The sequence below is a fragment of the Dietzia sp. NPDC055340 genome (assembly GCF_053645335.1).
In genome coordinates this window covers 1-20,602 of record NZ_JBSHML010000023.1, presented here as the reverse complement: position 1 = coordinate 20,602, position 20,602 = coordinate 1, and the positions used below count along the sequence as shown (strand labels likewise).

15 protein-coding genes are annotated in these 20,602 nt (G+C 69.2%); 8 read left to right on the top strand and 7 right to left on the bottom strand.

Annotation, left to right across the window (positions count from 1 at the left end; translation table 11 throughout):
- Positions 1–81: 81 nt before the first annotated feature.
- Positions 82–669 (top strand): DUF3000 domain-containing protein, encoded by a 588-nt coding sequence (locus ACWIFB_RS15270; RefSeq protein WP_452098978.1) that lies wholly within the window; start codon positions 82–84, stop codon positions 667–669.
- Positions 666–1,904, top strand: coding sequence for an HRDC domain-containing protein (locus ACWIFB_RS15265; RefSeq protein ID WP_454058708.1), 1,239 nt, complete (start codon positions 666–668; stop codon positions 1,902–1,904). The genes ACWIFB_RS15270 and ACWIFB_RS15265 overlap by 4 nt, the downstream gene beginning before the upstream one ends.
- Before the next feature lie 48 nt (positions 1,905–1,952).
- On the opposite strand, the gene dxs is transcribed toward ACWIFB_RS15265, so the two are convergent.
- From dxs to ACWIFB_RS15250, 3 genes are all read right to left on the bottom strand, one after another.
- Complete coding sequence (gene dxs, locus ACWIFB_RS15260; protein ID WP_454058707.1) at positions 1,953–3,830, bottom strand: 1-deoxy-D-xylulose-5-phosphate synthase; 1,878 nt, start codon at positions 3,828–3,830, stop codon at positions 1,953–1,955.
- Positions 3,831–3,949: 119 nt separating this feature from the next.
- Entirely contained in the window at positions 3,950–5,272 is a 1,323-nt protein-coding gene (locus ACWIFB_RS15255; protein ID WP_454058706.1) for a class I SAM-dependent RNA methyltransferase, read from the bottom strand.
- On the bottom strand, positions 5,269–7,260 hold the full coding sequence (locus ACWIFB_RS15250) for an APC family permease (protein ID WP_454058732.1): 1,992 nt from the start codon (positions 7,258–7,260) through the stop codon (positions 5,269–5,271). Before ACWIFB_RS15250 ends, ACWIFB_RS15255 begins: the two co-directional genes overlap by 4 nt.
- 114 nt (positions 7,261–7,374) lie before the next feature.
- Between ACWIFB_RS15250 and ACWIFB_RS15245 the strand changes: the two genes are divergently transcribed.
- Positions 7,375–8,037: a potassium channel family protein gene (locus ACWIFB_RS15245; RefSeq protein ID WP_454058705.1), complete on the top strand. Its 663-nt coding sequence runs from the start codon at positions 7,375–7,377 to the stop codon at positions 8,035–8,037.
- A gap of 76 nt (positions 8,038–8,113) precedes the next feature.
- Positions 8,114–8,773: a potassium channel family protein gene (locus ACWIFB_RS15240; RefSeq protein WP_454058731.1), complete on the top strand. Its 660-nt coding sequence runs from the start codon at positions 8,114–8,116 to the stop codon at positions 8,771–8,773.
- Here ACWIFB_RS15240 and ACWIFB_RS15235 read toward each other — a convergent pair.
- A complete protein-coding gene (locus tag ACWIFB_RS15235) occupies positions 8,748–9,608 on the bottom strand; it encodes a hypothetical protein (RefSeq protein ID WP_454058704.1) in 861 nt (286 codons plus the stop codon). The genes ACWIFB_RS15240 and ACWIFB_RS15235 overlap by 26 nt on opposite strands.
- Positions 9,609–9,655: 47 nt before the next feature.
- On the opposite strand from ACWIFB_RS15235, the gene ACWIFB_RS15230 reads away from it, so the two are divergent.
- Positions 9,656–9,844, top strand: coding sequence for a hypothetical protein (locus ACWIFB_RS15230; protein WP_452098985.1), 189 nt, complete (start codon positions 9,656–9,658; stop codon positions 9,842–9,844).
- A gap of 34 nt (positions 9,845–9,878) precedes the next feature.
- Complete coding sequence (gene hrpA, locus ACWIFB_RS15225) at positions 9,879–13,793, top strand: ATP-dependent RNA helicase HrpA (protein WP_454058703.1); 3,915 nt, start codon at positions 9,879–9,881, stop codon at positions 13,791–13,793.
- Between the two features lie 9 nt (positions 13,794–13,802).
- On the opposite strand, the gene nrdR is transcribed toward hrpA, so the two are convergent.
- On the bottom strand, positions 13,803–14,258 hold the full coding sequence (gene nrdR / locus ACWIFB_RS15220; protein WP_295651783.1) for a transcriptional regulator NrdR: 456 nt from the start codon (positions 14,256–14,258) through the stop codon (positions 13,803–13,805).
- A gap of 833 nt (positions 14,259–15,091) precedes the next feature.
- On the opposite strand from nrdR, the gene lexA reads away from it, so the two are divergent.
- A complete protein-coding gene (lexA, locus tag ACWIFB_RS15215) occupies positions 15,092–15,760 on the top strand; it encodes a transcriptional repressor LexA (RefSeq protein WP_452098988.1) in 669 nt (222 codons plus the stop codon).
- A 54-nt stretch (positions 15,761–15,814) separates the two neighbouring features.
- Here lexA and hflX read toward each other — a convergent pair whose 3' ends face one another.
- Both hflX and dapF read right to left on the bottom strand, forming a co-directional pair.
- Entirely contained in the window at positions 15,815–17,263 is a 1,449-nt protein-coding gene (hflX, locus tag ACWIFB_RS15210) for a GTPase HflX (RefSeq protein ID WP_452098989.1), read from the bottom strand.
- A 73-nt stretch (positions 17,264–17,336) separates the two neighbouring features.
- Entirely contained in the window at positions 17,337–18,221 is an 885-nt protein-coding gene (dapF, locus tag ACWIFB_RS15205; RefSeq protein WP_454058702.1) for a diaminopimelate epimerase, read from the bottom strand.
- A 119-nt stretch (positions 18,222–18,340) separates the two neighbouring features.
- Between dapF and ACWIFB_RS15200 the strand changes: the two genes are divergently transcribed.
- Positions 18,341–20,521: a malate synthase G gene (locus tag ACWIFB_RS15200; RefSeq protein WP_452098991.1), complete on the top strand. Its 2,181-nt coding sequence runs from the start codon at positions 18,341–18,343 to the stop codon at positions 20,519–20,521.
- Positions 20,522–20,602 lie beyond the last annotated feature (81 nt).

The following is a 20,602-nucleotide window of genomic DNA, read 5'->3' as shown; positions in this document are numbered from 1 at the left end:
GAGGAGGGCGGCCAGCCCACCCCGATGGCTGACGGCGCGCCTCCGGAGCACGCCGCCGGGCGGTGACTAGCGTGACGCCCTGTGAGTACATCGGTCAATGACGGCGAGCCGGAGGTCTTCCAGGAGGCGGTCGAGTCCCTGTCGCGGCTCGAGGTGCGCCCCGAGATCTCGGTCGGGCCGATCCGCCCCCCTCAGCGGCTGGCGCCGTACAGCCACGCACTGGGCGTCGAGATCATCCCGCCCTCGGGAGACGACGTCCCGGAGTTCTCCGACGGTGACGCGTTCGGCCGTCTGATCCTCCTCCACGACCCGTCCGGCGACGACGCCTGGAACGGCACCCTCCGGCTGGTGGCCTACATCCAGGCCGACATGGAGGCCGCGCTCGCCGGGGACCCGCTCCTGCCGCAGGTCGCATGGAGCTGGCTGACCGAGGCGCTCGACGAGGAGGCGGGACCGTATACGGCGCTGGGCGGTACCGTCACCAGCACCGCGTCGGTCCGCTACGGCGATATCGCGGGCCCTCCCCAGGCACACCAGCTGGAACTCCGGGCCTCGTGGACGGCGCTCGAAGCAGACCTCACCGGCCATGCGTCCGCCTTCTGCAAGACTCTGGCCCTCGCAGCCGGTCTGCCTCCCGTCGGCGTGACGTCGCTGCATCGTCGCGCGTGAGTGTCCGCCGCAGGGGTGAGACCCCGCCGGGAGCGGCGCCGCCGCCGGCCGAGTACGAGTTCGTCGACGACGACGCGGGACTCGATGTGGTCGCGGGGGCGCTGAGTGCGTCGTCCGGCCCGGTGGCGGTGGACGTCGAACGGGCCTCCGGGATCAGATACCCCGAACGCGCGTTCCTGCTCCAACTCCGACCCGCCGACGGGCCCGCACTCCTCGTCGACCCCGAGACCCCGGGCCGCACCGTCGGTCCGCTCGCCGATCTCCTGTCCGACCGCCCGCTGTTGCTGCACGCGGCGAGCCAGGATCTGCCCTCTCTGCGCGAGCTCGGGATCATCCCCTCGTCGTTGGCCGACACCGAGCTCGCCGGGCGTTTCCTCGGAACCGAGCGGGTCAACCTCGGCGCGATGATCTCCGAACATCTCGGCATCGGTCTGGCCAAGGCACATTCGGCCGCCGACTGGTCCCGTCGACCACTTCCCGCGTCCTGGCTCGACTACGCGGCCTACGACGTGCTCTTCCTCCACGAACTGGCGGACGCAGTCCTGCCACGTCTCGATGATCTCGGTCGGCGCGACTGGTACGAGGCGGAGTGCCGCTATCTCGTCGAATCCGAACCTGCACCCGCCGCACCCGAGCCGTGGCGTCGCCTGTCGCGGCTCACCTCGCTCCGGGATGTGCGCCAGCTCGCGCGGGCGCGGGAGCTGTGGATGGCTCGGGACCGCATCGCCGAGGACCGGGACATCGCCCCCAAGCGACTCCTACCCGACGCCGCGATCGTCGAGGCCGCGCGCATCGGCCCGGCCAGCAGATCAGCTCTGCTCGCGATCGACGGTTTCGACGGGCCACACCGTCGGAGGATGGCCGGTGACTGGCTGGAGGCCCTCGAATGGGCCGAGGGGCTCGGTCGTGCGGACCTCCCGACCCGTCAGGGACCCCGCGGCGAGCACCCGCCCCACGCGTCCTGGAAGCGTAACGAACCGGAGGCCGCCACTCTGCTCGAGCTGGCCCGCGCCCGGATCGGTGAACTCGGCGACGAGCTCGGACTGGAGGCCGGCCTGCTGTTGAAGCCCGCCACGCTGCGACTGTGGGTGTGGCGGGCCGCCACCACTCGTCCCGGGGACGACGGCGAGCTACTGGACGAGGTCCTCCGGGGCGAGGAGACCCGGGACTGGCAGCGCGTACTCACCTCCGCGCCCCTGCTCGAGGCTGTTCGGGAGTTCCGGGCGACGAGCTGACCCGCTCGGCGCCGCGAGCTCACACGACGTGGAGCGGCTCGCCCTCGGTCAGTCGGCGAGTCGCGCCCGGATCGAGGCCGCGATCCCCTCACCGGTGAGCCCGGCGTCGGTCAGGATCTCTCCCCGCGACGCGTGGTCCAGGAACTCCTGCGACAGCCCCAGCGACATCCGGTCGCCCCGGACGCCGGCTGAGTCCAGCCGCGCACAGACCGCGGACCCGACCCCACCGTGGAGACCGTTGTCCTCGACCGTGACGACCAGGCGGCGGCCCCGGGTGGACCCGACGAGCGAGTCGGAGACCGGGTAGACCCAGCGCGGGTCGACCACGTCCACGCCCAGACCGTCCGACTCGAGCTCGCGCGCCGCAGCGATGGCCGGGGCGACCATCGAGCCCACAGCCACGATCAACACATCCGACGAGCCCGGACCGTGGACACGGTCCACGCCGTCCTCCGAGGTCTCCAGCGCCGGGATGGACTCCCCGACCGAGCCCTTCGGGAAGCGCACGACCGTCGGCCCATCGGTGACGTCCACCGCCTCACGCAGTTCCTGGCGCAGCGTCACGTCGTCGCGCGGCGCGGCCACCCTGATGCCCGGCACGATCCCGGTCAGGGACAGGTCCCACATCCCGTTGTGGCTCGCGCCGTCCGGCCCCGTCACGCCCGAACGGTCGAGGACCAGGGTCACCGGCTGTCCGAGCAGGGCGACATCCATGAGCAACTGGTCGAAGGCCCGGTTGAGGAAGGTCGAGTAGACGGCGACGACGGGGTGCAGCCCGCCGAGCGCCAGGCCGGCGGCGGACGCCACCGCATGCTGCTCCGCGATTCCGACGTCGTACATCCGGTCCGGGAAGCGGTCGCCGAAGGCGGTCAGCCCGGTGGGCCCCGCCATGGCGGCCGTGATGGCCACGACGTCCTCCCGTTCCGCGCCGATGGCACAGAGCTCGTCGGAGAACACCGAGGTCCAATCGACGGAGGACGAGGTGGACAGCGGCTTGCCGGTCTCGGGGTCGATGACCCCGGTGGCGTGCATCTGGTCGGCTTCGTTGTTCTCGGCGTGCACGTAGCCCATGCCCTTGCGGGTCACCGCGTGCACGATCACCGGGCCGCCGAAGTCCTTCGCCAGTCGGAGCGCGGCCTCGGTGGCGGCCAGATTGTGGCCGTCGACCGGGCCGATGTACTTGATCCCGAGGTCGGCGAACAACTCCTGGGGTGAGACCGCGTCCTTGAGGCCGGCCTTGATGCCGTGGAGCACGGAGTAAACGGCCTTGCCCAGGAGACCCTTCCGAGAGGTCAACGCCGTCTTGGTGCGGTCCATCGCCTTCTCATAGGCGGGCTGCAGTCGCAGGGCGCCCAGCCGATCGGCGATCCCGCCGATGGTCGGCGAGTACGAGCGGCCGTTGTCGTTCACCACGATCACCAGGGGACGGTCCTTCGCGGCGGCGATGTTGTTCAGCGCCTCCCAGGCCATCCCGCCGGTCATCGCGCCGTCGCCGATCACGGCGACGACCGTCCGGTCCGAGTGGCCGCGCAGGGCGAAAGCCTTGGCGAGGCCGTCCGCGTACGACAACGACGCGGTGGCGTGCGAGGACTCCACGATGTCGTGTGGGCTCTCGGCGCGGCACGGGTAGCCCGAGAGACCGTCCCGCGTGCGCAGTCCGTCGAACCGGTCCTTGCGGCCGGTGAGCATCTTGTGGACGTAGGACTGGTGGCCGGTGTCGAACACGATCGGGTCCCGCGGTGAATCGAACACGCGGTGCAACGCGACGGTGAGTTCGACGACGCCGAGGTTCGGGCCGAGATGCCCGCCCGTCGCCGCGACCTTGCGGATGAGGAACTCTCGGATCTCGCCGCACAGACGGCTCAGCTGGTCGGAACCCAGGCCCCGCAGATCGGACGGGCCGTCCACCTCATCGAGCACGCTCATTGCTGTCGACCGCCCCTTTCCTGACCTTCACCCCGCTGGGTCGAACGGCCAGTCTACGGGCTGCTGACGCGGGAGCCCTCCCGTGGGCGGCAGTCTGAGGCCCTCATCACCTACGACGATCAGTTCCGGCCGGGCGCGTCCAGCACCGCGATCCCCTCGACGTGGTGGGTCCCCGGGAACGCCGCCACCCCACGGAACTCGCGCAGCGACCACCGGGCGGAGACGAGAACCCCCACATCACGCGCGAGACTGGCCGGGTCGCAGCCGACGTGGACGACCCGCGACCTCGCGGTCCGGGCCACCTTCTCCATCACCGGGATGCCGGCGCCGCCCCGCGGCGGGTCGAGGATCACGACGTCAGGCCGTCCGAACGGATCGGTCTCGTCGCCCGGCTCGAGGAAGGTCTCGACCCGCGAACGCACGGTGCGGATCCCTCCGTCGGCACCGAGCGCCGCCTCCGCCGCGCCGAGCGCATCCGGCGCGGATTCGACGACCGTGATCCGGGCGCCCGGCGCGGCATCCAGGGTGGCCGCCGCGAAAACTCCGGCGCCGCCGTACAGGTCCCACACCACCGGGGCCCCCGTCACCCCGGGCGCGCCTGCCACGGCCGCACGGACGACGTCGCTGTAGTGGGTGGCCGCGGACCGGTGGGCCTGCCAGAACGCGTCCACCGGCAGGTGCCACCGACGTTCCCCTACACGCCGGACCATCGTCGGCCCACCGACCACGTGCTCCCAGCCCCGGCCACGCGCCTGGCGGGCCCGTGCTCTCGTCGCCGCGGAACGGGCCGCGTTGCGCCCCCGTCCGCGGGGCCGGTCCTCCGTTACAGCTCGATGGGCCACATGGATCGAACCCTCGTCGTCCAGGACACCCAGTATCTCGCGATCCGGGCCGATACCCGCCGAGAGCACCGCGTCGAGCAGACGTGGATCCGACTGGCTGCAGGGCTTCGTGATCACGTCCCGGGAGCGGGCGCGGCGCACTCCGGGGCGCCCATCGGCGTCCGTCACCCACCGTGCGGTCGTGCGCCACCCCGTCGTGGCGGGGTCGCCGGCGGGGAGATCGACAGGAACCGGCGAGTGCGGGATCCCGATACGGCCGATCCGGGCCGCCTGCTCCGCGAGGACCCGACCCGCCAGGTCTCGGGCTGCGGGGCCGTCGATATAACTCCAGTCACAGCACCCCGCGCCGGCCGCAGCCGCCTCACACACAGGCCGCACCCTGTCCGGGGACGGTTCCAGCACCTCGCGAACGGTCCCCCGGCAGAAGCCCTTACCCGGGTCGTCGTCGACGACGACCTCCACCAGCTCGGCGGTGAGCGCACCCCGACAGAAGATCACGCGACCGGAGTGTCGCGCGACGAACTCCCCGCCGTGCGCCGGCCCCTCCACCCGCACCCGGAGAACCTGGCCGGTCCAGTCGATCGATTCCCTGACAGTCATTGCGCCTCCGGTTCACGCCAGCGTCCGACGATCGGCTCGTCTCGGGCCTGCTCCGCGCGGCCGTCTGACGAGGACAACTGCCACGGCACGCTGGTCACCATGACACCGCGCTCGTAGAGCAGGCGGGATTTGAGCCGCAGCGCGCTCTGGTTGTGGAGGAACTGCTCCCACCAGTGCCCGACGACGTACTCGGGGATGAAGACGATCACCACGTCCCGCGGTCGCTGCTCCCGTAGTCTCGTCACATAGTCCACCACGGGCCGGTTGATCTCGCGGTACGGGGACTCGACGACCTTGAGCGGCACCTGGATCCCCCGGTCCTCCCACTCGCGCACCAACGCTCGCGTATCGGCGGTGTCGATGTTGACCGTGAGCGCCTCGATGGTGTCCGGCCGGGTCGCCCGGGCGTAGGCCAGTGCCCGTAGCGTCGGCAGGTGCAGCTTGGACACCAGGACCAGACAGTGGGTCCGGCTGGGCAGTACGACCTCCCACGACGAGTCGTCCAGCTCCCGCGCAACGGAGTCGTAGTGTCGGCGGATGAGTTTCATCACCACGAACAGACCCACCATCCCCAGCACGGCGATATAGGCCCCGGACAGGAACTTGGTGGCCATGACGATCACCAGGACGCTCGCCGTCAACACCATCCCGGTCGCGTTCACGATCCGAGCGCGCCTGACCCCCCTGCGCACCGCAGCGTCCTCCTCGTGGCCGAGACGCCGGTTCCAGTGCCGGATCATCCCCCACTGGCCCAGTGTGAACGCGACGAAGACCCCGACGATGTAGAGCTGGATCAGCTCCGTGACCTGCGCGTCGAAGACGATCACCAGTGCCGCGGCGGCCACGGCGAGCAGCACGATGCCGTTGGAGAACGCGAGCCGGTCGCCACGGGTCGCGAGCTGGCGGGGCAGGTACTTGTCCCGCGCAAGCACCGAAGCCAGCATCGGGAAACCGTTGAAGGCCGTGTTCGCGGCGAGCACGAGGATGAGCCCGGTGGCGCCCATGATCACGTAGAAGACCAGCGGAACGCCGGCGAAAACGGGCTCGGAGAGCTGCGCGATCATCGTCTTCTGCCGGTAGCCCTCAGGTGCGCCGAGCAGTTGGGCGCCGGGATTCTCGGCGATCTTCACGTCGAGGCGGCGGGCGAGTTCGATCAGACCCAGCAGGAACGAGACCGCGAGCACCCCGAGCATGCCCAGGGTCGCGGCGGCGTTGCGGGCGCGCGGCTTGCGGAACGCTGGTACGCCGTTGTGGATGGCCTCGACCCCGGTCAGGGCCGCACATCCGGACGCGAACGACTTCGCCACGATGAACACCAGTGCCAGCCCGGTGATCGACAGGCCGTCCGGCGTGACGAGCGTGAAACCCGCGGACTCGGCGTTCAGATCCCGCCCGAGCACTTCGACCTGGAACAGGCCCCACGCCACCAGACCGGTCATCGCCGCCATGAACGTGTACACCGGGATGGCGAACATCGCGCCCGATTCGCGAACCCCCCGCAGGTTCACGGCCGCCAGTCCCGTGATCGCCAGGACCGCGAAGAGCACCTCATGATCGTGGACGAACGGTATCGCCGAGCCGATGTTCTCGGCGGCCGCGGCGATCGACACCGCCACCGTCAGCACATAGTCGATCAACAGCGCGGCCCCCACGCCGAGGCCGGCGTTGGGCCCGAGATTGACCGTCGCGACCTCGTAGTCGCCACCACCCGAGGGATACGCCCGGACGTTCTGCCGGTAACAGGCGATGACGACGACCATGACGATCGCGACCGCCAGCCCGACCCACGGGGTGAACGCGAGCGCGGACATCCCGCCCATCGAGAGCACGAGGAAGATCTCCTGCGGCGCGTATGCCACGGACGACAGCGCGTCGGAGGCGAACACCGGCAGGGCTATCCGTTTACGCAGGCGGGTGGCCCCGATCGTGTCACTGCGGAACGGACGACCCACGAGCAGCCGCTTGGCTCCCACGGAGACCTTGGAGATCCTGGACACCGACACATCGTATGACCCGCACGCCATCTCGGACAGCACCGCAGGCGGGCAAGTAGCGTAACCGGATGGACGCACGCGGTGTGCGCCGTGAGGAGTGAGACCGCCATGAAGGTCGTCATCATGGGGTGCGGGCGCGTCGGCGCGGCGCTCGCGACCGAGTTGGACGCCGCCGGGCACGACGTGGTGGTGATCGACCACGAGCCGCGGGCTTTCGGCCGCCTGTCCGAGGGCTTCACCGGTCGAACCGTGACCGGCACGGGCTTCGACAGGGACGTGTTGGAGGGCGCGGGTATCCGCGACGCTCATGCCTTCGCCGCGGTGTCATCGGGCGACAACTCCAACATCATCGCGGCGCGCGTGGCACGCGAGACGTTCGGGCTCGACCGGGTCATCGCTCGGATCTATGACGCCGGGCGCGCCGAGGTCTACGAGCGCCTCGGTATACCCACCGTCGCCACCGTCCCGTGGGCGACCGGCCGGCTGGTGCGGTTCATCACCGCGGGATCCAGCCCGGTGCTCTGGCGGGACCAGACCGACTCGGTGTCACTCGTGGCGATCGATGCGCCGAAGGAGTGGGTCGGGGCGCCGCTCGACGCGCTCGCCCGCGCGGCGGGTGGACGGGCCGTGACCCTCACCCGCTTCGGCGAAGGCCGTCTACCGAACGCGGACACCCTCGTCCAGGCCCAGGACATCGTGCACCTCGCGGTCCCCTCCGCCACGGTCGCCGAACTCGACGAAGTGCTGAGACGAGGTCCCGCCGATGTCTGAGAACCAGATCCCCGACTACGCGGACGGGACCGGACTGCTCGACGAGTCGCCGATCCCGCCCGCCCGTCCCGCGATCATGACGGTGGTCGTGGCCGGCGCCGGCGTCGTGGGCCGATCGATCGCGCGGGAACTGCTCGCCAGCGGCCACCACGTGATCCTCGTCGACAAGGACGCCTCGGTGTTCGAGGCCGATCCGGTCGACGGTGCTGATCTCCACACCGGGGACGCCTGCGAGCTCAGTTTTCTGTCCCGTCTGGGAGTCGAGGACGCGGATGTGGTGGTCGCGGCGACCGGGGACGACAAGGCCAACCTGGTGGTGAGCCTGCTCGCCACTACCGAGTTCGCCGTTTCCCGGGTCGTCGCCCGGGTCAACAACCCCCGTAACGAGTGGCTCTTCGACGAACGCTGGGGTGTGGACGTCGCCGTGTCCACCCCGCGGCTCATCGTGTCGATGGTCGAGGAGGCGGTCTCCGTCGGCGACGTCGTCCGTCTGATGACGTTGCGCCGCGGTGGGGCGAATCTCATCAGCGTCACGCTCCCCGAGCAGACGCCGCTGGCCGGCCGGCCGGTCAACCGCGTGCGGTTCCCCCGCGATGCCGCGCTGGTCGCGATCCTGCGCGGCGGGCGTGTGATCGTCCCCGCCCCGGACGTACCGTTCGAACCCGGTGACGAGCTGCTCGTGGTGGCACCCGAGGAGGTCGAGCCCGAGCTCAGCGACGTGGTGCTCCGGGGCTGACGGTCACCGCGATCTCACGACCGTATCCCCAGCCCGGGGCGAGCGGGAGGCTGTCACCGCTCCAGAAGCGGCCGGGGTCGTACCAGCTGGTGTCCCCCGCCGGCAGCAGGATCCCCATCTCCTCCAGCGTGGCTCCGACGACCTCGGCACAGTACGCCGCCTCGAGACGTCGGGCCGGCCCCCGCGCGAAAGCGGGCCCGCGTGCCCCGGCCCCGTCTGCTTCCGCGGGCACGTCGGAGGCAGCCGCCTGTGTCCGCGAACGCCGAAACTCCGGCAGCGGAGAACAGCCCCGGCGACCGTCGGGACTGCCTGCGTCGGCGTCGTCCCTCTCTCCGGGTTTCCTCCCGCCTTGTTCGGCGCGGCCGCCAACCCCCTCCTCGGCGCCGACGTCCCCGCTCCTCCCGGCTGCCCACCTGCCCCGTGCCCATCGCGCGGCAAGGCGTCCTGTCGACGGAAAAGACACGCCGTTCAGCCGGGCGATCGACTCGAGCAACGCGTCCTCCTGCCCGGGGCCGACCTCCGGACTGATCTGCCGGAACCACGCCCGCTGACCGTACGGGCCGGCCCACTGGCGAACCGCGGCCTCGAGGTCGTGCAGCTGAACACCCCGCTGGCGACGCCCCGTCCACACATCGGGCAGCGCCCGGCCCATCTCCGCGTGCCACATCAGGGGCGGCATGTCCTCCAGCACCACCGCGATCCCGACGTGGTTCACAGGCGCGTTGGTCAGTGTCTGGATGAGCCTGTCGGCGGTCGAGCGGCCACGGAACACCCACAGGTCCCCGGTCCTCGTCCGTTCGGTGGCGGCCGCCAGGGGCACGGTGTCGACGGTCATGATGAGATCCTGCCAGGCGGTTGCCATTCTCCGCCTACAGTTGTCGCATGGCTCCTCGTGGACGGCAGTGGCTCAAGGTGGTCGGCGCGGCGGGCATGGCCGGAGTCGCCGCAACCGGAATCCTCGCGGCACGCTCCGAACGGCGGCGTCGCGCCTACGAGCCGGACGAGATCCGCGAACGGCTCCACGAACGCTACGCACGGGTTCAATCCCGCCGGGAGAGCGGCGCCGACTGACCACCGCGCGAGGGGCTATATCCTTGCGGGCACCATGTCCTCGTCTTCCGCGCCCTCCCCTGAGCTCCGCCGGGCCCGCCACGAGCTGCTCGTCCGCCTCGACGAGGTCGGCACCCTCGACGCCCACCGGCTCCGGCCCCGGATCCGGCGGGCCCGCGCAGACCAACTGGACGAGCTCTCCGAGCGCGTCGACAAGGCAGCCGAGTGGCTCCGGCGTCGGGCTGACTCGATCCCGATCCCCGAGTACCCCGGGCAGCTGCCGGTCAGCACGCGCAAGGACGAGATCGCAGAGGCCATCCGCGGCAACCAGGTGGTGGTGATCGCCGGCGAGACCGGCTCGGGTAAGACCACGCAGATCCCCAAAATCTGCCTCGAACTGGGCCGCGGTGTCCGCGGGATGATCGGTCACACACAGCCGCGCCGGCTCGCCGCCCGGTCGGTCGCCGAGCGCATCGCCGAGGAGCTGGGTGTGCAGATCGGCGGTCTCGTCGGCTCCGCTGTGCGCTTCGACGACCGCACGAGCCCGGAAACCGCGGTCAAGCTGATGACCGACGGCGTGCTGCTCGCCGAGATCCGCCGCGACCGGCTGTTGCGCGCCTACGACACGATCATCATCGACGAGGCGCACGAGCGCAGCCTCAACATCGACTTCCTGCTCGGCAACCTCAAGCAGATCCTGCCGAAGCGCCCCGACCTCAAGCTCATCATCACCTCCGCGACGATCGACCCCGAGCGGTTCGCCCGCCATTTCGCCGACGCCGGGGGGCGGCCCGCGCCGGTCATCGAGGTCTCCGGCCGTACCTACCCCGTCGAGATCCGCTACCGCCCTCTACAGGTGGAGCAGGGCGACAGGGTGATCGATCTCGACCCACTGGACGGGCTGGCTGACGCGGTCTCCGAACTGCTCCGGGAGGACGACGGCGACGTCCTGGTGTTCCTCTCCGGCGAGCGCGAGATCCGCGACGCCGAGGAGGTGCTGCGCGGACGTCGGTTCAAGAACACCGAGATCTTCCCGCTGTTCGCCCGACTCACCGCGGCCGAGCAGCAGAAGGCCTTCCGCGCCCATTCGACGCGCCGGGTGGTGCTCTCGACCAACATCGCCGAGACATCCGTCACCGTGCCGGGCATCCGCTACGTCGTGGACACAGGCCTGGCCAGGATCTCCCGCTACTCCACCCGCACCAAAGTCCAGCGGCTGCCCATCGAGCCGGTATCGCAGGCCTCCGCCGCCCAGCGCGCCGGTCGCTGTGGCCGTGTCGCGGACGGGATCTGCATCCGCATGTACTCGGAAGACGACTTCGAATCCCGGCCCGAGTTCACCGACCCGGAGATCCTCCGGACCAACCTGGCGTCGGTGATCCTGTCCATGGCCGACCTCGACCTGGGGCCGGTGGATGACTTCCCGTTCGTGGAGCCACCGGACCGCAGGTCCGTCCGGGACGGGATGACGCTGCTCACCGAACTGGGCGCCCTACGCATCGACGACGACGAGCGGCCTCATCTGACGAAGGTCGGCCGCGAGATGGCGGTCCTCCCGCTCGATCCGCGCCTGGCCAGGATGGTCGTGGAAGGCCACCGGAACGGGTCTCTCGGCGACATCCTCGTCGTGGTGGCGGCGCTCACGGTACAGGACGTGCGCGAGAGACCGGCCGAGGAACGGGACAAGGCGGATCAGTTGCACCGCCGGTTCGCGGACAAGAGCTCGGACTTCCTCGGCTACCTCAATCTGTGGCGCTACATCACCGAGCAGCGGCGCGAGCTGTCCGGCAGTGCGTTCCGCAGGATGTGCAAGGCCGAGTACCTACACTGGCTGCGCATCCGTGAGTGGCAGGACCTCACCGCCCAACTGCGGAGCATGTGCCGAGAACAGGGCTGGCACCCGCCGTCCGAGCACGCCGTCGAGGACGATCTCCACAAGGCGATCCTGGCGGGACTACTCACCAATGTGGGAGTGCGCGACGAGGACACACGCGAGTTCCGCGGCACCCGCGGGATCCGGTTCCAGGTGTTCCCGGGCTCGGACCTGGCCAGGAAGCCGCCCCGCTGGGTGATGGCATCCGGACTGGTCGAGACCTCTCGGCTCTGGGCGCGAGATGTGGCGCGAATCGATCCGGCATGGATCGAGCAGTTGGGAGAGCACCTGGTGCGCTCGCAGTACTCCGAACCCCACTGGTCCGACGCCCAGGGCGCCGCCATGGCATACGAGAAGGTACTCCTGCTCGGCTTAACGGTAGTAGAGGCGCGGCGGATCCTGCTCTCGCGGGTCGATGCACCGTTGGCGCGGGAGATGTTCGTGCGCCACGGGATCGTCGAGGGCAGATGGACGACGCGGGTCCCGGCGATCATCGACAACGCACGGGCTGTCGAGCAGGCCCGCGAGCTGGAAACCCGTAGCCGTCGGCGTGACCTCGTGATCGACGACGAGGCGCTGGCCGGGTTCTACCTCGAGCGCCTTCCCGCGGACATCACCTCCGGTCGGCACCTCGAATCATGGTGGAAGAAGAAGGGCCACCGCGATCCCGCTGCGCTGCGCCTGACCGACGAGGACATCCGCACCGCGGAGAAGGCGCCGGATGCCGCCGCCTTTCCGCCGTTCTGGCAACAGGGTGAACGTCGCTTCGAACTGCACTACGAGTTCGAACCCGGTGGCGCCGCGGACGGGATCACCATCCGTATCCCGCTCCCGCAGCTCAGTTCCGTGACCGCAGCGGGGTTCGAGTGGCTCGTCCCGGGGTTGCGCGAGGAGCTCTACACCGAGATGCTGCGGACGCTGCCCAAGTACCTACGGCGGATGTGTTCGCCACCGGCCGAGTACGCCGGTCTGCTGCTCGCCGATGTGAAACCTCGCTCGGCCCCTCTGCCCGTCGCGTTGGCGGAGGCGCTGTCGACCCGGATCGGGACCACCGTGGATCCGAGAGAGTTCCGACCGGAGCAGTTACCTGATCATCTGCGTGTCAGGTTCGAGGTCGTCGACGGCGACACGGTGGTCGACGCGGGGACCGACCTCAGAGCACTGCGTTCCAGACTCACCGACAAAGTCCGTTCCACCCTCAATCGACGGCTGATCCCCGACGACGGGCCGCACCGCGAATGGACTGCCGACACGATCGGTGATCTGCCTCGCTCGGTGACGGGGTCGGTGGACGGCGTCGAGGTGACCGTCTATCCCGCCCTGCGGATCGCGACAGACGGCATCCACCGGGTCGCGTGCACCACCGAGGAAGAGCGCCGGGCGACCCAGACCAAGGCCGTCCTGTCCTTGATGACCGCTGATCTCGTCGCACCGTCGTCGATCCTCCGGGGGCGCCCGGTCGAGCAACGTCTCGCCCTCAGCCAGTATCCGTACGGCGGCATCGATGCTCTGGTCTCGGATGCCTCTCTCGCCGTGTGCGCCAGACTGCTCGCGAGCCGACAGGGCGCGCCGGTACTCGAGGCCGCTGATTTCCTGGAACTACGTGCCACCGCGCGGGCCGAGGTGCCGGGGGCTGTCGCCACCTCCATCTCGACCGTCGTGACAGCGTTGGTCCGGGCTCAGCAGGTCTCGGCACGCCTGGCGGAGTCCCCGCCCACGCTCGCTGACACTGTTCGTCCCTCCCTGGAGTACCTGACCGGAAAAGGGTTCCTGGCCCGGCATCCCGCGTCCGTGCTGCCGCATCTGGAGCGCCATGTCCGAGCCGTGTCGATGCGCCTGGATCTGGCGGAGAAGGCGCCGGGGCGCCACGCCGAACTGTCGGCACGGGTTGCCCGCTCGGAATCCACGGTCGAGGAGGCATGTGCTGTGCTTCGCGCGCGGCCGGGCGGCGCCAGAGCGATCCGTGACCTGCGGTGGATGCTGGCGGAATACCGGGTCGGGCTGTTCGCGCAGTCGCTCGGTACGGCCCAGTCGGTATCGCCGGAGCGGATCGACAAGGCTGTCCGTACCGCACTGTCCCAGAAGTCCTCGCGTTGAGCCGGCCGGCTACCGAGTGTCGCGGCGCTCTTTGAGAGCGATGATCTCTCGTTCGAAATCGTCCGCCGAACTGAACTGCTTGTATACGGAGGCGAACCTCAGATACGCGACTTCGTCCAAGTCCTGCAGCGGCCCCAGGATGGCGAGTCCGATCTCGTGCGCAGGGACCTCGGAGGCGCCTCGTGCGCGGACCGCGTCCTCGACCTGCTGCGCGAGCCTGCGGAGTGCGGCTTCCTCCACAGACCTCCCCTGGCATGCACGGCGCACGCCTCTGACCACTTTGTCGCGGCTGAAGGACTCGGTCACTCCATTGCGTTTGAGGACCGTCAGCAGAGGCGTCTCGAGAGTGGTGAACCTGTGCCCGCATTCCGAACACTCGCGACGGCGTCTGATCGCCTGCCCCTCGTCGACGGACCGGGAATCGATCACCCGGGAGTCCTCGTTGTGGCACGTCGGGCAGTACATTCCCGTTCCGCCCTTCATTGACCGGATCTCACGCCCTCAGGTGAACTGCTCACCGGGACGGAGACGGACCATGTGCCGTCTCTACTCCAGTCTAAGAGGCCGACCACCCGATCACGCGTAGGCGGGCCCGCCGAGGAAGGCCAGCGCCAGGAGCATCGCGATCCCGAAAAGGACTCCACAGACGACCAGCGCCCACGTCGGCACGTCATCCACCACTCCCACTGGCGCCGTCGCCGGCGCCTGCACGTTGCACGCGCGCACAGACCCCGCCGATCGGACCACGATCCGACGACCGGGCACGACCGGGGCAGCAGAAGTCGAACGACCGCTCGCCGGCGATCGGTCGAATGCCACACCCCGGCGCTGCACTGACTTGCGTGCCGATACCGGCCGCGCGCGATCCGTGCTCACAGCCCCACCGGCACGTCGGCCCTTCGAACGGACCACCGGCCGGGTGCGTGAGGCGCCGGACGGCAGAGCCGACGCCGGCCGCCCGCCCCGGCCCCCCGAGTCCCGGACCGGGACGACGCCGTGTTCCCCTGCGCAGACCTCGGTCCAGCTCCGCGTGAGGTGCGCGTGCGACTGAAGCTCCTGAACGGACATGGCCACTCCCTACTCGACAGACTGTGCGACACGGAATCGCACGCTTGTGTGTGTTGCCCGAAACACCTGTTCGAACTCGAACACTGCCTAGAGTTGTATCACGCGACTCCGACAGAGTCACCACCCGAGCGCGAATTTCTTCGAACAGGTGTGTGGCGCTTCGTTCCCGGCCCGTCTAGGGTGTAGACAAAGAGAGACGTCGAACATCCATTCGCCGAAGGGACATCGCGATGCCGAAACCGGACTTCGAGGCGCTCACGCCTCGTCAGAAGAGCGTGCTGCTACATATCCACGACACGGTGAAAGACCGTGGATATCCGCCCAGCATCCGGGAGATCGGCGATGCGGTGGGACTGCAGTCCACCTCCTCCGTCGCGCATCAGCTCCGGACCCTCGAGAAGAAGGGCTTTCTGACCCGGGATCCCCACAAGCCGCGGGCGGTCGACGTGCATGGCGTCCCGGGCCAGAAGTCGCGGGGTCGGCGCGCACCCACCCCGCCTCAGGGGCGCCCGTCCGGGGCAACGGAAGCGGTCTATGTTCCCGTGCTGGGGCGCATCGCCGCCGGGGGGCCGATTCTGGCTGAACAGGCGGTCGACGAAGTGTTCCCGCTACCTGCGGACCTGGTGGGGTCGGGGGAGTTGTTCATGCTCAAGGTGGTCGGCGAGTCGATGATCGACGCCGCGATCTGTGACGGCGACTATGTGGTGGTCCGTCAGCAGAACGTGGCCGACAACGGCGAGATCGTGGCCGCGATGATCGACGGGGAGGCCACGGTCAAGACCTTCCGTAAGGACGAGACGGGCGTCTGGCTACTTCCCCATAATCCCGCGTTCAGCCCCATTCCCGGCGAGCATGCGACGGTGCTCGGCAAGGTTGTCACGGTCTTCCGCAAGATGTGACGTTCACGAGAAGTCCCCAGTCCGGCCCGCGCCGCCTGCTCCCGGAACCCGGGCTCAGGCGGCGCCGCCGTGTGTGCCGTCGGCCAGGAACTCGGACACCTCGCCGGCCACCGACTGGGGCAGCCGCACCGTGATCCTCGTGCCCTCCTGCGTGTGCGCCTCAGCGAGAACCGCGCCCTCCGCGTGCACCCGGGAGATCACCTCACCCCGCCGGTAGGGCACGAGTAGCGTGACCTCAGTGTCACCGGAGGCAATGATGTCCATGATCGCCTCGAGGAGCTCGTCCATCCCCTCCCCCGTCGCGGCGGACACGAACACGCCGTCCGGAACCGCGTGATGCAGCTCGGTCAGCACCAACGGGTCTGCCGCATCGATCTTGTTGATCACGACCAACTCACGGGGCCGCTCGGCGCCCTGCTCCTCGACGACGTCGTTGATCACCCTGCGCACCGCTTCGATCTGGTGCAGCGGCATCGGATCCGAGCCATCGACCACGTGCAGGAGCAGTTCCGAATCGACGACCTCTTCCAGAGTCGATCGGAATGCCTCAACGAGTTGCGTGGGAAGGTGTCGGACGAAGCCCACGGTGTCGGTGAACACGACCGTTCGCCCGTCCGGGAGATCTGCACGCCGGGTCGTGGGGTCCAGGGTGGCGAACAGCGCGTTCTGAACGAGCACCCCGGCTCCGGTGATCCGGTTCAGGAGACTCGATTTACCGGCGTTCGTGTACCCGGCGATCGCGATCGACGGCACCGGGGTGGCACGACGGCGGTGACGCTTGGTGTCGCGAGCCTGCTTCATACCCTTGATCTCGCGTCGCAGCTTCGCCATCCGCTCACGGATCCGGCGGCGGTCGGTTTCGATCTTGGTCTCGCCGGGACCGCGCAGGCCCACCCCACCGTTGCTGCCGGCGCGGCCGCCTGCCTGCCGGGAGAGCGACTCGCCCCAACCCCGCAGCCTGGGAAGCATGTACTCCATCTGGGCCAGCGAGACCTGCGCCTTGCCTTCGCGGCTCGTGGCGTGCTGGGCGAAGATATCCAGGATCAGTGCGGTCCGGTCGATGACCTTGACGTTCACGGCTTTCTCCAGCGAGATCAGCTGGCCCGGGGTCAGCTCACCGTCACAGATTACCGTATCCGCGCCGGTGGCGGCGATCACATCCTTGAGCACGCTCACCTTGCCGGACCCGATGTACGTCGACGCATCGGGCTTGTCCCGGCGCTGGATCAGCGCGTCGCACACCTCGGACCCGGCGGTCTCCGCGAGTTGGGCGAGCTCGGCCATCGCCGCGTCGGCCTGGGCGGACGAGCCCTCGGTCCACACCCCGACGAGCACGACCCGCTCCAGTCGGAGTTGCCGGTACTCGGCATCGTTGACGTCCTGGAGCTCTGTGGACAGACCCGCGACCCGGCGCAGCGAGGAGCGTTCCTCGAGCTGCAGTTCGCCGATGGAGGGGTCGAGATTACGTAGTGGGCGGTCCGCCGCCCCGGATTCGTTAGTCATTCCCGGCCATCATCTCATACCAAGCCCGGTCATGCCGCCGGGCGCCGACCCCGGGATAGACGGAGAACATGCGCTACGACCTCCGGAATGTGCCCTCCGCGACGAGTACCGACGGGCCGGTGAGCGTGGATCCGCTCTCGGTCAGGCCGACGGCGACCTCCCCGCCCGGCACCGTGACGACGACCTCGCCGGCGGTCCGGCCGGCATCCGCGAGCGCGGCCACCGCCGTGGCGACGATTCCGGTCCCACAGGACATCGTCTCGCCCGCCCCACGTTCATGGACCCGCATCGAGACACGGCCCTCCCGCAGGGGAGTCGAGATCTCCACGTTGACCCCCTCCGGAAAGAAGTCCGTGTCGAACCCCGGTTGGCGGTGGAGGGGAAGCGCCGCAAGCTTCTCACCATCGAGCCCGGGCACGACACAGGCGAGGTGGGGATTGCCCATGTCCACCGCGATCCCGGCGAACGTCCGATCCCCGACCTGCACTGACGACAGACCGAGAAGCTCCGGCTGCCCCATATCGACACGGACTACCGCGCGATCTCCGCGGTGTTCGAGGATCCGGGCCGGTCGGGGTCCGGAACGGGTGCCGACCCGGACCTCTCCCGTCTCCGCGCGGCCGGTCGCGACCAGCGCGTGGGCGAACACCCGGACCCCGTTTCCACACATCTCGGCGATGGAGCCATCGGCGTTGCGGTAGTCCATGAACCAGTCCGCCTCGAGCACACCGTCCGGCAGCTCGGACAGGACCGCCTGTTCCACAAGCGCCCCTGCCGTGGCGATCCGCAGGATCCCATCCGCTCCGATACCCGCGCGGCGGTCGCACAGGGCACGCACGAGATCGGAGTCGAGCTCGAGCTCGGCGCGGTCGTCCGGCAGGAGAACGAAATCGTTCATGGTGCCGTGCCCCTTGATGAACGTGATCTCCGCCGGAGCCACCGACCTGTTCTGCGCCATGGGCCGAATCCTACCCAGGGGGCCCGGCGTTCCACACTGTGGAAATGCCAGATGAAGCCGTCAGAGGCGCCAACTAGAGTCTGAGCCGAGAACGATCCCCTAACAGGAGGAGAGCATCGATGTCCGATCGCATCACCGTCGGCGGTATCCAGGTCGACAAGGTCCTGTACGACTTCGTCAATTCGCAGGCGATCCCGGGTACCGGGGTCGACCCCGACGAGTTCTGGGCCGGCGCGGCGGCGATCTTCACCGACCTCGCGCCTCGTAACCGGGAACTTCTGGGGGTGCGCGACGAACTGCAGTCGAAGATCGACGCGTGGCATCAGGAGAACCCGGCCCCGATCGATCCCGCCGCGTATAAGACGTTCCTCCGGGAGATCGGGTACCTCGTCCCCGCGCCCGAGTCCGTCTCGGTGAAGACCGCAGGCGTCGACGAGGAGATCGCGACGATCGCCGGCCCGCAGCTCGTGGTGCCGATCACCAACGCGCGCTTCGCGATCAACGCCGGCAACGCGCGGTGGGGTTCGCTCTATGATGCCCTCTACGGCACCGACGCCATTCCGGAGTCCGATGGCGCGGAGCAGGGCAGCTCCTACAACAAGGTGCGCGGCGACAAGGTCATCGAGTGGGCCCGCGAGTTCCTCGACGACGCGGCCCCGCTCGAGACCGGCAGCCATGTCGGCTCCACCGGCTACGCGGTCGTCGACGGCGCTCTGCAGGTCACGGTCGCCGACGGCTCGACCACCGGACTCCGGGACGCCGCTCAGCTCGTGGGCTATCTCGGCGATGCCGGGTCGCCGTCGTCGGTTCTCCTGCGCAACAACGGTCTCCACATCGACATCGAGATCGATGCGGATTCCCCGATCGGCTCGACCGATGCCGCCGGCGTGAAGGACGTCGCCCTGGAATCCGCGGTCACCACCATCATGGACTTCGAGGATTCGGTCGCCGCGGTGGACGCCGAGGACAAGACCCTCGGGTACCGCAACTGGCTGGGGCTGATGAAGGGCGATCTGTCCGAGGAGATCTCCAAGGGCGGCAAGACCTTCACCCGTGTCCTCAACGACGACCGGGTGTTCACCTCGCCGGACGGCACCGGCGAGGTGCGCCTGCACGGCCGTTCCCTGCTCTTCGTCCGCAACGTCGGACACCTCATGACCAACCCGGCTGTCCTGGACACCGAGGGCAACGAGCTCCCCGAGGGCATCCTCGACGCGCTCGTCACCGCTCTCGCCGGTATCCACGGCATCGCCGAGGGCAACGAGCGTGGCAACAGCCGTTCCGGCTCGATCTACATCGTCAAGCCCAAGCAGCACGGCCCTGCCGAGGTCGCGTTCACCAGCGAGCTGTTCGGCCGTGTCGAGAAGCTCCTGGGCCTTCCGGCCAACACGCTCAAGGTCGGCATCATGGACGAGGAGCGCCGCACCTCGGTCAACCTCGCGGCGTGCATCGCCGAGGCCACCGAGCGCGTCGTGTTCATCAACACCGGCTTTCTCGACCGCACCGGCGACGAGATCCACACCTCCATGGAGGCCGGCCCGATGATCCGCAAGGCGGAGATGAAGTCCGCGCTGTGGATGAGCGCCTACGAGGATTTCAACGTCGACACCGGCCTGGCGTGCGGTCTCCGCGGTCGCGCCCAGATCGGTAAGGGGATGTGGGCCAAGACCGACCTCATGGCCGAGATGCTCGCCGAGAAGATCGGCCAGCCCGAGGCCGGGGCCAACACCGCCTGGGTCCCGTCGCCGACGGGTGCGACCCTGCACGCCACGCACTACCACCGCGTGAACGTGATGACGCGCCAGGAGGAGCTCCTGGCCGGCGGCCCGCGCGCCTCGGTGGACGAGATCCTCACGGTGCCGCTGGCGCCCAGCACGGACTGGACCGACGCGGAGAAGAAGGAGGAGGTCGACAACTCCTGCCAGACGATCCTCGGCTACGTGGTGCGCTGGGTCGAGCAGGGCATCGGCGTCTCCAAGGTTCCGGACATCCACGATGTCAATCTCATGGAGGACCGCGCCACGCTGCGCATCTCCTCGCAGTTGCTGGCCAACTGGATCCGCCACGGGATCGTCTCCGCCGAGTTCGTCGAGGACTCCCTGCGCCGCATGGCCGAGATCGTCGACGGCCAGAATGCCGGCGACGACGCGTACCGGAACATGGCTCCGAACGTCGAGGAGTCCATCGCCTGGCAGGCCGCCCGTGAGCTCGTCCTCGAGGGCACAACGCAGCCCTCGGGCTACACCGAGCCGATCCTGCACCGGCGCCGCCGCGAGTTCAAGGCCGCCAACGGTCAGTGATCGCCGGGGCCGGTGACCACCACGGCCCCGCGCGATCGGCGATCCACGCGTGACGAGAGCCGGCAGTCCACCCGGGTGGAC

What these genes read in the sequence shown, in the direction of transcription:
- dxs (WP_454058707.1), bottom strand. Translation starts at nt 3,830, where the DNA reads ATGAGCGTGCTCGATGAGGTGGACGGCCCGTCCGATCTGCGGGGCCTG.
- ACWIFB_RS15235 (WP_454058704.1), bottom strand. Translation starts at nt 9,608, where the DNA reads ATGACCGTCGACACCGTGCCCCTGGCGGCCGCCACCGAACGGACGAGG.
- ACWIFB_RS15240 (WP_454058731.1), top strand. Translation starts at nt 8,114, where the DNA reads ATGACGGTGGTCGTGGCCGGCGCCGGCGTCGTGGGCCGATCGATCGCG.
- hflX (WP_452098989.1), bottom strand. Translation starts at nt 17,263, where the DNA reads ATGACTAACGAATCCGGGGCGGCGGACCGCCCACTACGTAATCTCGAC.
- ACWIFB_RS15245 (WP_454058705.1), top strand. Translation starts at nt 7,375, where the DNA reads ATGAAGGTCGTCATCATGGGGTGCGGGCGCGTCGGCGCGGCGCTCGCG.
- ACWIFB_RS15200 (WP_452098991.1), top strand. Translation starts at nt 18,341, where the DNA reads ATGTCCGATCGCATCACCGTCGGCGGTATCCAGGTCGACAAGGTCCTG.
- dapF (WP_454058702.1), bottom strand. Translation starts at nt 18,221, where the DNA reads ATGGCGCAGAACAGGTCGGTGGCTCCGGCGGAGATCACGTTCATCAAG.
- nrdR (WP_295651783.1), bottom strand. Translation starts at nt 14,258, where the DNA reads ATGTACTGCCCGACGTGCCACAACGAGGACTCCCGGGTGATCGATTCC.
- ACWIFB_RS15230 (WP_452098985.1), top strand. Translation starts at nt 9,656, where the DNA reads ATGGCTCCTCGTGGACGGCAGTGGCTCAAGGTGGTCGGCGCGGCGGGC.
- ACWIFB_RS15255 (WP_454058706.1), bottom strand. Translation starts at nt 5,272, where the DNA reads ATGACTGTCAGGGAATCGATCGACTGGACCGGCCAGGTTCTCCGGGTG.
- lexA (WP_452098988.1), top strand. Translation starts at nt 15,092, where the DNA reads ATGCCGAAACCGGACTTCGAGGCGCTCACGCCTCGTCAGAAGAGCGTG.
- hrpA (WP_454058703.1), top strand. Translation starts at nt 9,879, where the DNA reads ATGTCCTCGTCTTCCGCGCCCTCCCCTGAGCTCCGCCGGGCCCGCCAC.